Source organism: Syntrophomonas sp. DTU019 (genome assembly GCA_913757435.1).
Lineage (GTDB): Bacteria > Bacillota > Syntrophomonadia > Syntrophomonadales > Syntrophomonadaceae > DTU019.
Map to the genome: position 1 here is coordinate 652,547 of CAJYDM010000001.1, position 12,545 is coordinate 665,091.

A 12,545-nucleotide genomic window follows, 5' to 3' on the forward strand; every position below is an offset into this window, starting at 1 on the left:
CCTTTCTACCCGACTTGTTTGTATTTTTGTGCAATAAACAAAAAGTCTAAAATTATACCCTGCCGGCTTTTGACTCTGGGGTAGTTTCTAAACCAGCTTATGGGAACTGTTTGGTTGTTGAAGTCTATGTCCTTATATGGGATTAGATAGTGTTCCTGAAGGCTCCAGAAGGAAATAAAATAGAACTTTAAACCTTCCCACCGTTCAAGGAATTCCTTCTGGTGACTTTCTCGATTCCAGGGGTCAATTCTAAAAAGAGTTTTGTTATTGGTCTTCTTAGCTTCCATTGCAAATGGAATTCCTTGAAACTGGCCGATGTAGTCTACGGTGCTTTTTTTCTCGGGGATTGTTAGTAGACCTTTTTGGGTCGTGCCTATGATCTTAAACGGTGTAGGGATTTTCTGTATGGATGCAATTTTTCTCTGGTAGTATTGTTGGCAGGCTGCGTCTAACAAGGTTTCTAGTTCGTTGCCAAGATTGGCTTTAGCTCCAAAACGAATCACAGTCACCGCCTTTCGTATATATTCCGGGCGCTTCGTCTTTGGTGGTTTCCGTCTTTATTTCTGATGCGTAAGTGATCTTCTTGCCTCCGGTTTTCTTGAATTCCTCCGCCCAGTCGGGCTTAAAATCCGACACCGAAGCAGGCTGTAATAGCTTAGTCATGGGGTGTTTCGAGAAGTCTAGTTTTTTTATCCTGATGGGGTTTAGCCCCCACGACACCGACAGGATTGCATCCTGGGGTGGCATATGAGTGAGTTCGTCAGGGTTCATAAGATAGCGGGCTTTTGAGTCTTTTCGCTTGCTCCCGAAGTCGAATACTGCGAACACCCGGCGCGTCTGGGCTTCAACTTCGATCGTGCCCTTGCCCAAGTGTTCGGAGATATATCTCGCGCTGGTTACGTCTTTCACTCCCAGCGTCAACCAGGAGTCGCAGTCGGCCATGATCGTTTCCCAGTCTCCGTCGGGGTAATGGCTTTGAAGTTGGGTGATGGATTGGAATATTACTGAACAGGCAATGCCCCTGCTCCGCATGGTAGATATTTTTTTGGTGAAGTCCGGGATGTGCCCGATGTTGCAGAATTCGTCCAATAAAAAATTTACGGTGGTTGGCAGCCTGCCGTCGTTCCGATCCGCGCTACGGGTGAGGCTTATAAATAAGAAAGAAAAGAATAAAGAAGCTAAAAAATCAAAGGTTCTATCCATATCAGACACGATGCAGAAATACGCGGTTTTGGTGTGGCCTGGAGCGTCTAAGCTGATGTCTGATTCCTCGGTAAGCGATCGCACTAAAGTATTTTGGAAGACCTGCAATCTGGTCCCCAGTCCGATGATGACTCCTGATCTTACCTGCGCGGATGTTTCGGCGTAGATGTTGTATGGCATTTTAGCCGGGTGATCGAAAGCCAGCGGGCTGAATATCAAGTCCATGTATTTCGAATCGCCGGAAGCCAAAATCTGATATAGCGAACCAAGGTTGCGCTCAGACTGAGGAAGTTCATTGATGACGTACAGGGTGAGAGCTTTTAGTAAATTAGCTTCTGCGCGGTCCCAAAACGGGTCGCCGCTCTTTCTCCCCGGAGCCTGAGTGTTGGCGATTACCACTTCGGTAAACAACTGCGCGTCTATATCTGTTTTTACTTGTGATAGTGGGTTCCAGCGGTCGGAGTGGAGCATATCAACCAGGTTAAATATCTTCACATCGTAACCTTGCTTAAGGAAGAATGGCCGGAAGTCTCTGGTGAGTTCCCCTTTGGGGTCAGTGACGACTACCGACCAACCGCTATCTACTGCCTGGAATAAGTTTAATCTCACATAAGCCCTTGATTTACCGGAGCCGGGCGGCCCCAGAACAGATACGTTCAGGTTCCCCCCTACATCAGCAGGAAGTATCAGGGGTTTGTTGTTGAAGGTTCCGAATAATAAGCCCGGAGAGAGTTTGAATCTGAAAACCTTTTTGATTTCATTAAAGGTTGCCCATCGTGCCGAACCCAAGAGATTCCCGTAATATTCGGGTTCGGTTTTGCTTTGAGTTCCCAGCCGATGTGTGCCTAGAAGCGACAGGACAGATATCATTAATAAGAGATTAGCCCATTGCCAGGTATGGATTATCGCCTCCCCTGCGGGGGAAGCATTTTTTCCAAACAGAGCAATCGTCAATTCCCATGTTGCGCGGAGGGGGTGTTCTTTAATAAACCCCAATACTTCTGGAGCGACAAAGAATGCTGAGATGTATCCCACTATCCATATGTCCAAGAGGAACAGGACCGGCAGAAAGAAGAGATACATCTTTCGTTTATCCATATATTTCTCCTTCAAAAAAATAGGACGCAAAAAAACAGGACGCGCGTCCTGCCTCGCTGTAACTTATGTGGTCTTATTAGAAGTCGATTTATCCGTGGGGCGATTTTTGGTTTTCTTTTGCTTCTTGGCATACGGCCAATAAATCCGAAACAAACTTCCGCTGCCTAGCACTTAGAGATACTATGTATGACTCGAAATCATCAGTCCGTTTAAGGCCCAGTAACCAATCAGTGGAAGTCGACAAAATAATAGCAGTATCATACAGCTTATGAACATCGGGGATTCGCTTGTTGGCTATGTATAATGATACTGTTTTGGTCGTTACTCCTAATTCCTCGGCGAACTTTGCTTTACTTATACCCTTTTCTGAAAGGGCCAATTGCAACCTAGAACCGAAGTTTCGCAACTTTATACCTCCCCCTTTGGGTTTTGCACATTTTTTTTCGTATTGTTACCGCCAGGTTCCCCTTTCAATATCCCTGCGCAGCTTGAAAGGCTTGGTAATTTCGGAGATTTTTCACTCCTCCGCCTCTCCCTCGGCGGCCTGACCCTCCGGTGACTTTTTCCTTGATCTTCGCGATGGCTTTGCTCAGTTTTTTCCGGGGCTTTTCCCATTCTTTTTTTGGAGTCCAACCGAGAATCTCCGCAAGCTGGTTCTTCCAGAAATTAATGATGTCTTTCGGCGGGGTCATTACTACCACGTCGCCCACTTTGCTGTCGGCGTTCACGAACCCGGCAGTTTCGACCGCTTCTTGGGCCAGGCGTTTGCATGTTTCTTCGTCAGCAGATTTGTAGACCTGAACGAGTTCTAGCACAGCAGGCCCAGGTACTCCGGCCCAGGTCATCTGATCCACTTTTTGTTCATATTCAACGATTTTTTGAACTGCCTTGTAATTCATTTTATCCGGGTCAGAGCAGTAAGAAAGGGGGTTGGCATGGTACATGGGCTTAGGCTGCATACAATAGCAAATAAAAAACCGCTCAAAATCATTGGTGCGCTTGTACATTTCCCTAGCGGCTTCAGCTATGTAGTCGCCGACATACTTCAGTGCCCTAGACACAGCTTTCCAATAAGGTTCGTCTTCCTTCACGGCTGGGCCTCGCTCTCCCCGGCCACGATTTGCAGGAAGGTTTATCGCCTGCCTGCGCCTGGTGACTGTACTTCTATCCACGCCTAGAATCCGAGCTATCGCAGAATCTTGGTAGCCACAATCGTAGAGTTTTTGGAATTTCTCGTAATCAATTGTGATTTTGGGTCTTGCCACCTTTTACACCACCCTTATGTTTTATTTCCCCATATAGTTATTAATCTACGGTTTTTTATAACTTTCGGGGCGTTCTGTGCCTTTTTTTATACTATCACACCTTTCAATGGATTACAAGATAATTATACATACAGAGGTTTATATTTTCTCCAGCGCAACAACTAGGACTAACATCCCCTACTTTGCTACAATTAGAACTCTTGTTGTGTCGTCCAATACGTGGTAGTTTTGTCTACGGTATAAAGCCAGCCTTTTTTTAGACTGCTGGTTGAAAATATCATTGGTTACCGTTGGGCAATAATCCTGAAAGTCCACCACGGTTCCATTTGTTTTCCCCGGATAGGGCCGCCTTACACGGCCTATCTTTTGTAGCAATTCGACCTGGCTGGTTCCGCCATGAGCCAAAACAAGCACCTCCGCTTCGGGCAGGTCTATCCCCTGCTTTAAGATGGAGGTTGCTATAAGGATGTTTATATCGCCTTCTGAAAATGATTTGATGGTCTGTTTTCTGTTCTTAGATGTTCCGTGGATAAAAGTTGCCCCAAGCATTTCTGAAAGGGTCTCACCGTGAGCGATCTCTTTTACCAAGACCAGAATTTTTTTGCCAGCATGGTTTTTTACTGCCTGGTATATTATCTGGTTGCGCGCGGGATTGCCGGTGATTTGATTCTTGTATAACGTAGAGTATCGTTTGCCTTTATATTTGTCGTGGCGCACTGGGACTATCTCCACTGTGACCGGAAGAACATACCCTCCCTCTATCAATTCCTGTTCCGAAACCAACTCCACCGCCGGTCCCGTGGCGGCTTCTATATAAAGCTCCTTGCCATCTTCTCTAAAAGGCGTGGCGGTTAAGGCATATGCGTAGTGGGTGTCAGTAGCCTGGGCGACTGCAAAAATCGTTTCCGCGCCTAACATATGACCCTCGTCAATGAACATGAGGTCTACTTCTTCTAAGTAACCGCTTAACGTCTGCCAGCGGTCATCCCGCTTCGACAAGCAGGAATGAATGGTCTGAATCATTGCGACAGTAATAGGCTGGATGTCAAATTTAGTGCTGCTAATCCTTCCAATTTCGCATTTAAACAGTTTTTCATAGGTGGCGGCGGTCTGTTCCAGCAAGTCAGTAGAATAAGTATAAAAGACAGTGTTCAGTCCTAGTTTGGCAGTAATCATCGCTGAGAGAATTGTTTTGCCGGCCCCGGTTGCCATGACTAGTGTTGCCCGGTTGGGGATTATGCCGGCAGCGATTTGTCGGACCGCACTATTTTGGTACGGGCGGCCAGAGACTACTATCTCATAGGGTTCTGTCGGTTCTGGGTGGTTGGGGTACGGGTGTACTATCGTATCGACTTTGCATAACCGGAGGAAATTCAGGATTCGCCAGTATAACCCCAAAGGGAATTTATATACAGCCACATTGTTTTTATCATAGATAAGCTCCCCGAGGTTGTGGGTAGTTACAGAGTTTTTTTCTTTGTATTCAACTTCGCATAAGTGATCCAGGCTTCTTATCATCCAATCGGTTTTGCCCAGTATTTTTATCCGGTCGGGCTTGAGTTCGACTTCTAAGGTGTTGAAAAAGCCCAGAGAAAGGTGTTCTAGTAAATCGGGATATAAACTCCCCGGACTCAGCGAGAGTTGTTTAAATGCGCATTTTAGGCTGCTAGTAGGAATTGTCCAATAAGCTCCCAGCGGATCGCGGTGAAAAATGGCATCGGGAATTCTACCTACTGTCGATACGATTTCGGGGTCATAGTGAAAAGTCAACTTAATCAAATCTTTATATTTAGATAAGCGCATATTAGGCAACCTCTTTTCTCTTAATTAACGGCAACAATTCTTTCAGAAGCCACTCCGCAGCATCTCCGCCAATATTCAAAACCTCCTGTGTTAATAACAGGGCTTGTTCCGCCCTTCCCCAGTTCTTATCCTCTTTGATTTCAGGGCTTATTGATTCTGTTATGGCTTCTTGTAGCTGTCTGGTGGACCATTCGTTATCAGCGGCCTTGTTTAGCCATTCCTTGGGGTCTTCTGTATATGCGGCAATTTGGTGATGCCTGAAAGACAGCATGGGGAGGCGGTCTTCATGTTTGGGGAACGCATCAAAAGTGCGGGTCATTTTTCTTACCAAAGAAGAAGAACAACCGATAGCCGCAGCAATCTGCCGGGGCTTGAGTTCCATACAGTCGCTCATTACTGTGATGACCGCAGCCCTTTCCCAGACCGAGGATTCCCCTTTTTCCAGGCAGAATAAATAAAGCTCCAAAACTTCTTCAAAAGTCTTGCCCGCAACAGGGTTTGCCATAGGTATTTCGTGGGGCATTTTTTCGTCTAACAACCACCCGCTTTCGCGGTATATCTCTTGCACTGTGGTCCCTTCTCTGGCAGCTACGATTGTTACTAATTCGAGTCTGGGTATTTTATACTGCTGGGCGAGTTCGTGACATTCACCACATAACTGGATTAGGTTTTTCCGGTCATCCTTGCCTCCGGCCCCCCGAGTTTTAATGTGGTGCGGCCACCCATAGGCGGGCTTGCCGCAGTATTCGCAGTATGCTTTTCTGACAGATTTTATTTCGGTCATGTTGAACTTTGCCATAAATATTACCTCCTAAGTCTCGGTTATTCAGAAATGGTATTATAATAGACAAGTGCCCCTAAAAATTGTTTTTGATATTTAGTATTGCTCTAAAAGTTGTTTTACAAGTTAATTGCATTTAAAATTAAGTCATATCCCCTATATAGTTATTAAAATTATCTTTAGCGAGATTTAAGGAGGATTTGTGATGCAGCAAAAGATTTTAAAACAGGAGGAATTTAAGGCTGTCTTCGGCAGACGCTTCAGGCAAGCTTTAGCCGAGCGGGGGAAAAAGTACGATGATATATCCAAAGCAGTAGACATTACCAATAAACAGCTCAGTATGTATGCTACTGGCAAACAATTGCCAACTGTGTATGGCCTGTATGTGTTATGCAACCTACTGGATTTCTCCGCTGATTTCTTCCTGGGATTAACTAACAAATTTGAATTCCTTGAGGAAAATGACCCACTGGAAGAAGAAATCCTCACTATACGCGAAAGTTATGTGCATATGCCAGAAAAGGCAAAAGTCGCCTTTCAGGAATTTGTTAAGGCAATAATAGAGCGCGACTAGGACTTTAGACATAGTTATTTGTAAGTTTTTGTAGTCTATTGGGCCTATTTTCTAATTGCTGTGGTATAATGTTGTAAAATATTACGCCAATAGAGAAAAAAAGGAGGGAGGGCTTAATGCCCAGGAAGGCTGCTGTAGAGTTCAAAGCGAATCACAACCTGATAAGACCTGTTGACATTTTTACTGTTGTAAAAAGAATGGGGATTAAAATAGAGCATTATAGCGATCCCCAATTTAGCTTCCCGTTTTCTATTAAGTACCGGGGCGAGTATACAATATTCCTGCCGCATGGGGTTAATGATTGTTATTGCGTGGCTAGGGAATTAGGACATATTGTATTAGGACATTTTGATTGCCCCGATGTTGATACTTTATTGGAAGACCGGCTAACGCCGCAATTAAGGTCCGCTTTCAACAGGCAAGCCGAGGTTTTTGCCGATGAGTTATCCAGGGAACCCCTGGCTGCCAACGGGTGAGCGGGCTTTAAGGTTGCTGATGTAATAATTCATGTTCGTTTTTTTCATAATTTTCTTCCACCAACGATAGGCCCAGTCATATGCTGCCCTTTCATTATGGCTTGAAAGAAACAACGGACCCTGAATCTGTAAGCTACATAGTTCTTTTAGCAGCGGCGCGCTTTCATTGAGGGGATGGTCCAGAACAGAGCATTTTTGCCAGTCTATATCTTCTGTGTTTAACGATAATGCCTGATATATTTGAATATCGGTATCCCATAGCAAAGTAAAGAAAGCCCTCACTGGCAGTGGGGTCTTCTTTATTTCTGAGCGAATAAGCCGCATATCATGCTCGGGGATTATTACCTGCTTCGTTTTTGGGGTCCGTATGGTACCTAATGTCGCTGCCGGATCGTGAGTGACTATGTTGTTTTTGTTAAGCCACCGAAAAAAAGACTTAATGGCGGCCAACCTTGAGGCGGCAGTATTACTATCTTTGTTCCTGCCCATTATCACCATTAAATCCAGAGCAGAAATTGTCCCCAGATCATATTCTTTTAACGGGGCTAATCCATATCTGTATGCCCGGATCGTGTTTGGGGAATAGTCTTGCGCCCGCAGGTCTTCTAGGTAGTTTTCGATTACTTGCATTATATACCTCCGTTGTCAGGTTGTCGGCCAAAAGACACACTTAGCATTGTCCGGGGGGCAATAAGTCTCGTAATCAGACTTCCTGATGTCTTTTCTTACTTTATTGTTCTCCCAGTCTTTTAATATTGCTGCCATGTAGTCTATACTTCGGCTTTTCGAGTGCGTAGCCGTAAGCTCTCCGGCTTTAAATATCATTTCTTTGGAGAACTTTTTTCGCCAGGCTTGGTAAATGTCGCGCTGATACTGGCCCTTAAGAGATATCCCCGTGTGTCTTGTGAATTCTCCTATTTCGTCATCGCCAATATCAGGGTAGAACTCGCCCCGGAGTATCTGCTTGGTTACTGAAGCGACATCCTTCAGTAATAACCCTACCGGGTTTTTGATTTTACCCTGGTCTTTCTTTTCTTTTAGGGTAGTGAAGATGGTCTGAATTTCCTCGGGGGAGAAATCTAAAAGAGTTTTTACTAATTGTCTCGGCAATTCTTGCCCGATCACCTGGGAAAACATCTCAATGATTTTTCTTTCAGAAATTTTCTCCTCAACAACATCATTTATATTCTCTGTAGTAATCTCTGGTATTGCTTCGGTAAAACATCCGTCTCGATTCGTCATTTTGACTTCTCGAATCGTCATTTTGTCCTCTCGAATCGTCATTTTGACAAATGGGTTATTTAGGGCTTTGTAGCCTTCGAGGGCATAACCCAACTCATAAAGGTCTGATTGGATTTTTAGAAGATTCACCCGGTACTGGTAGGTCTTGTCCCATTGATATTTAGGGTTGGTCCGGCGGGATAGCCAGCCGTTTTCAATAAGTTGTTCCAGGATTCTTGAAGTCGTTTTGGGGCTTTTGAAGTTCAGCAATTCTTCTCTGAGGTCGTCTACTGTCTTATAAATCCAGCCGTTTATATATTCCGATTGTTCGCAGCCTTCGTTTTCGGCCCTCTTATTTTCTTCTTTTATAAATCCATCAAAATCCTGGACCCTTTCAGACCAGTAGATCATCTGGTTTAGAATGATTGCGCTATCTATTGAACCCGTAAGGGCAACTAATTCTTCTTTTATTACGATGCGTTTCAGTCTTTGGGGATTCATACTTAGCCTCCTTAGTAATGTATAATAGTTTTATCTAGGCCCTTACGGGGCAGAATGGGGGGAATGTTATGTTATATGCGGCATACTGCCGTGTTTCCAGTGAGGAGCAGTCAAAAGACGAAACAATAGATATTCAGATAGACATCTTAAAGGCATATTTTGAGAAAAATAACATTATCGTCCCAGAGAAACGCTGGTACTTGGATGATGGTGTGTCTGGGGAACTGATACTGCGTGACCGTCCTGCCGGCGCAAAGCTGTTGCTAGATGCCCTAGATGGCAGATTAACCCATTTGGTAATAGTAAGGGTCAATCGTATTGCTAGGGACGATTACGCGGCGCAGGAGGCGTTTCACACGCTAAAAAAAATGGGGGTGTCGCTTATCTCTTTAAGCGAACCCTTTAATTACTTCGAGCCTTCCGGTCAGATGATGGCTACTGTATTTTCTTCTTTCGCGGCCTACGACAGGGCCACTATCAAACAGAATTTCTCCGATGGCAAGGCGCGGAAGGCCAGGCAGGGGAAATTGCCGCAGGGGGCTGTCCCTTTCGGATATAAGCTTAATAAGGAAGATATGTCGGTATGGATCTATGATGAACAGGCCGAAGTAGTTAGACTGGTCTACAAGTTGTATATCGAGGACAATTTGAGCATCAAAGCTATCGCAGAATACCTGAGTAGCATGAAAATTCCCGCACCCGCCGATTATAAGACGAAATGGTATCGGAACCACAAGCGGAAGGGCGGTTGGTGCGAGTATAGCGTCAATAATATATTGAGGAGCGATATATATACCGGTATTTATCCTTATAAACCTCCCGGAAAGAATCCTATCCCGGTTCCGATTCCCCAGATAATAGATCCAGAAACCTATTTTAAGGCCCGGAAGATCGCAAAGACAAAGCGGCTTTTTTATGCTCCAAACTCACATAGGGAATATTTGCTGCGCGGGATGGTCTTCTGCGGGGTTTGTAGTAGTGCTTATGTTGGAACCAGCAGCGGCAAGGGCAGATTTGCGTACTACCGCTGCACCAAAAAGAAGTCATCAGAAATGTCCTGTACTAATCAAAACATTAACGCCGACATACTCGAAGATTCTGTCTGGGAAGACCTGTGTAGTACGTTCAGGAACCCCAATAAGCTGATCGCGGAAGTTGCTGAAGAACTAAAGGTGTCTACCCGACTGGATGATTATGTCACCGAGATAGAAGAAGTTATTAAACGGTTGGATGAAGTCGCCTTGGAGCGCAAGCGTCTGCTGGATTTGTACGCCAAAGGGACACTTGCTGAGAAAGAATTATTTGAGGCTATTACTGAGCGGGATGATTCTTTGAAGACCTTGCAGGAAAGAAAGGCATTCCTGGAACAGCAGATTCGCATTGAGCAGAACCACGGGGATTTTATAAATTCTGTTCCAATTATAGCTGAACAAATTGAGAGGATGCTTGATAATGCAACCGAGGAATCTAAAATGAGTTTATTTAGAACCCTAATTAACAGAGTGGAGATTATGCCCGGAGAAAGCCCCGAAATTAGGGTTTCTTACCGCTTTGGCAATACTATGCTTAATGATTTATCCCTGGTCAAGTAAAAAGTTGCATGTTCAAATTTATCCGTTGCCATTTATAACCTCCTCCCCGCTTCAGCTAGGTTGATTTGCATGGGGCGATGGGGTCATCGCCATACGACTTTGTGAATAGTATATGTTGACAAAAGCGGTTATGTTACCGGTTCAGGCATTTAAGGCTTGTAGCAACTCCCCCATTCGGCTTTCCATTACCTGCCTGCCCCGAGCGATGATCCAATCAGCCTTCTCTATATCCCCCAAACCAATATCGCCAACAGCGGGGAAAACCACCATATCAGCGTAAAGCTGCTCATCCATTACCGAGGTTTCATAGGACAGAATCTCCAGGCTGCGGGATACTATTGCAGGTATACCGCTTACCCCACTATAGTATTGCTCCTGGCCAAGATTGCTGGCCAGGATATACTCCGCGCCCATGGCTACTTGCACCCAGACTGGCACCATACTGCGCAGTCCACCATCTACCATAAGCAGGTCGCCGTATTGATAAGGTTTAAAGGTGGCGGGAATAGCAGTACTGCATCTCACTGCTTCACTCAGAAGCGCCTGGCGCACTATCTTCACATGGCGCTTCCCGGTAGGGATGCGGCGATTGCAGAAAACCACCTCACTGCCACTGTTGATATCACAGGATATTATAGCGGTAGGCATTTGAGCCTGGTTCAAGCTCTTGCCTGCGGTCCATTTATAGATCAAACGCTCTAAACGGCGGCCTTTTATTAATCCCTGTAAGGGCCATTGCCTTCCGGGCAGCAACAGCCCGATCATATACATGATCAGCCCGCTGATATTATAGTCCAGATAGTCCTCCGGCTTTAGTTGTTTGACCATCCGGGCCATTTCGTCTGCTGTTATTCCACAGACATATAGAGCCGCCACAATGCTGCCTGCACTGGTGCCGGAGATGAACTGCGGCTTGACGCCGTGCTGCTCCAAAGCCTGTAATACGCCAATATGGGCAAGACCTCTTAAGCCCCCTCCCCCTAGAGCTAATCCCAGCTTTTTCATACTCCACTCCTTAAGTTGGCTTTTCTTTATTTCAGGCCCAACGCTCCCTAATGCCACGCAGCCAACCGGCAGTCTAGTAAGCAGACCCTGCTTACATGCTCAAATTCAGCGGTTGCAGCGCATCACCGCATACTTGGATATATTGCGCATAATTTCATCGTTATCGCGCTGCAACTCATCCCAAAACTGAACATACTCATCACAAGCAGTGTCAGTACGGAACTCTTCTATGCAGTCAGCGATCTCCCGGTAACTTAGTAAAATCTGTTCCAGTCGGGCCCGCATGGCATTCTTGATGGGACGAGCAATTCTTTTCCGGATCGCAGACATTTATTCCCTCCCAAAAACAAATGCCCGGCCTTAGGCCGAGCATCAACTATTTGGCTATTTGCACCCAAAGTCATCGGGTTCGATTTCGCCGTAGACTATTACATTGTGCATCTTGCCCAGTTTGTCAATGATGTCTACAAAAACCCTCAAGCAGATGGCAGTGCCATTGAGCGGTTGGGCCAGACTGGCCGGGTTGCTGGGATCTTCACTGTTGCCCAGTATCTCATAGTCGAAACTCCAATTTTTCAGGCATATCTCGGACTGGTCAACCTCTTCCCGGAATTCTTCAACACTCAGCGGGGGATCGAATTCATCCAATTCAACAACCTGGTTGTAGCAATCAGTTACGGTGATGATCTGGTATTCAGTGCCCACGATCACGAACAAGATGACCTCGAATTCGATAAAGATTTTCACTTTGTTGTAGCAGCTCAGGTCTTCATAAGCTTGAATGACCTTGACCTTGATATCCTCAACTGCACGAATTTTGCCGCCGACTTGTTCATCAGGGACGCAAAAGATGGTGTCTAAGACCTTGACCTGTTTTTCGCAGAACTTGGCTTTGATTACCTGAGCCCATAAATCCAACATGCAACCTTCTGGAAATTCACATTTCAGTTCAGCCACGATACTTTCCCTCCTTGGTTTTTCTTGTTTATTCTCTAGTTGTAACGAAATCTGACTTCAGCAAATTTC

At 45.4% G+C, this 12,545-nt stretch carries 14 protein-coding genes; 3 read left to right on the top strand and 11 right to left on the bottom strand.

Features of this window, described 5'->3' with window-relative positions; translation table 11 throughout:
* Positions 1-5 precede the first annotated feature (5 nt).
* The 6 genes from AC15IQ_RS03250 to AC15IQ_RS03275 form a co-directional block, all read right to left on the bottom strand.
* Entirely contained in the window at positions 6-503 is a 498-nt protein-coding gene (locus tag AC15IQ_RS03250) for a Holliday junction resolvase RecU (RefSeq protein WP_483177267.1), read from the bottom strand.
* The gene (locus AC15IQ_RS03255) at positions 484-2,301 is read right to left on the bottom strand and encodes a VirD4-like conjugal transfer protein, CD1115 family (protein WP_483177268.1); all 1,818 of its coding nucleotides are present in this window, start codon (positions 2,299-2,301) and stop codon (positions 484-486) included. Before AC15IQ_RS03255 ends, AC15IQ_RS03250 begins: the two co-directional genes overlap by 20 nt.
* Positions 2,302-2,389: 88 nt before the next feature.
* The gene (locus tag AC15IQ_RS03260) at positions 2,390-2,707 is read right to left on the bottom strand and encodes a helix-turn-helix domain-containing protein (RefSeq protein WP_483177269.1); all 318 of its coding nucleotides are present in this window, start codon (positions 2,705-2,707) and stop codon (positions 2,390-2,392) included.
* Between the two features lie 64 nt (positions 2,708-2,771).
* Positions 2,772-3,392 (bottom strand): hypothetical protein, encoded by a 621-nt coding sequence (locus AC15IQ_RS03265; protein WP_483177270.1) that lies wholly within the window; start codon positions 3,390-3,392, stop codon positions 2,772-2,774.
* Between the two features lie 351 nt (positions 3,393-3,743).
* Positions 3,744-5,369, bottom strand: a complete 1,626-nt coding sequence (locus AC15IQ_RS03270) for a DEAD/DEAH box helicase (protein WP_483177271.1) — start codon at positions 5,367-5,369, stop codon at positions 3,744-3,746.
* Between the two features lies 1 nt (position 5,370).
* The gene (locus AC15IQ_RS03275; protein WP_483177272.1) at positions 5,371-6,168 is read right to left on the bottom strand and encodes an HNH endonuclease; all 798 of its coding nucleotides are present in this window, start codon (positions 6,166-6,168) and stop codon (positions 5,371-5,373) included.
* Between the two features lie 187 nt (positions 6,169-6,355).
* Here AC15IQ_RS03275 and AC15IQ_RS03280 point away from each other — a divergent pair, with 187 nt between their 5' ends.
* A complete protein-coding gene (locus AC15IQ_RS03280; protein WP_483177273.1) occupies positions 6,356-6,724 on the top strand; it encodes a helix-turn-helix domain-containing protein in 369 nt (122 codons plus the stop codon).
* Between the two features lie 116 nt (positions 6,725-6,840).
* Entirely contained in the window at positions 6,841-7,200 is a 360-nt protein-coding gene (locus AC15IQ_RS03285; protein ID WP_483177274.1) for a hypothetical protein, read from the top strand.
* Here the strand turns inward: AC15IQ_RS03285 and AC15IQ_RS03290 are convergent.
* Positions 7,168-7,830: a tyrosine-type recombinase/integrase gene (locus tag AC15IQ_RS03290; RefSeq protein ID WP_483177275.1), complete on the bottom strand. Its 663-nt coding sequence runs from the start codon at positions 7,828-7,830 to the stop codon at positions 7,168-7,170. The two genes, AC15IQ_RS03285 and AC15IQ_RS03290, sit on opposite strands and share 33 nt — an antisense overlap.
* Positions 7,831-7,845: 15 nt before the next feature.
* The gene (locus tag AC15IQ_RS03295; RefSeq protein ID WP_483177276.1) at positions 7,846-8,922 is read right to left on the bottom strand and encodes a DnaD domain protein; all 1,077 of its coding nucleotides are present in this window, start codon (positions 8,920-8,922) and stop codon (positions 7,846-7,848) included.
* Between the two features lie 68 nt (positions 8,923-8,990).
* On the opposite strand from AC15IQ_RS03295, the gene AC15IQ_RS03300 reads away from it, so the two are divergent.
* On the top strand, positions 8,991-10,514 hold the full coding sequence (locus AC15IQ_RS03300) for a recombinase family protein (protein ID WP_483177277.1): 1,524 nt from the start codon (positions 8,991-8,993) through the stop codon (positions 10,512-10,514).
* Positions 10,515-10,655: 141 nt separating this feature from the next.
* On the opposite strand, the gene AC15IQ_RS03305 is transcribed toward AC15IQ_RS03300, so the two are convergent.
* The 3 genes from AC15IQ_RS03305 to AC15IQ_RS03315 all read right to left on the bottom strand — a co-directional run bounded on the left by AC15IQ_RS03305 (position 10,656) and on the right by AC15IQ_RS03315 (position 12,476).
* Positions 10,656-11,519, bottom strand: coding sequence for a patatin-like phospholipase family protein (locus tag AC15IQ_RS03305; RefSeq protein ID WP_483177278.1), 864 nt, complete (start codon positions 11,517-11,519; stop codon positions 10,656-10,658).
* Positions 11,520-11,624: 105 nt separating this feature from the next.
* Positions 11,625-11,849 carry a hypothetical protein gene (locus AC15IQ_RS03310; RefSeq protein ID WP_483177279.1) on the bottom strand — a complete coding sequence of 75 codons (225 nt, stop codon included), beginning with the start codon at positions 11,847-11,849 and terminating at the stop codon, positions 11,625-11,627.
* 54 nt (positions 11,850-11,903) lie between these two features.
* Positions 11,904-12,476, bottom strand: coding sequence for a hypothetical protein (locus tag AC15IQ_RS03315; protein ID WP_483177280.1), 573 nt, complete (start codon positions 12,474-12,476; stop codon positions 11,904-11,906).
* Positions 12,477-12,545: the final 69 nt, after the last annotated feature.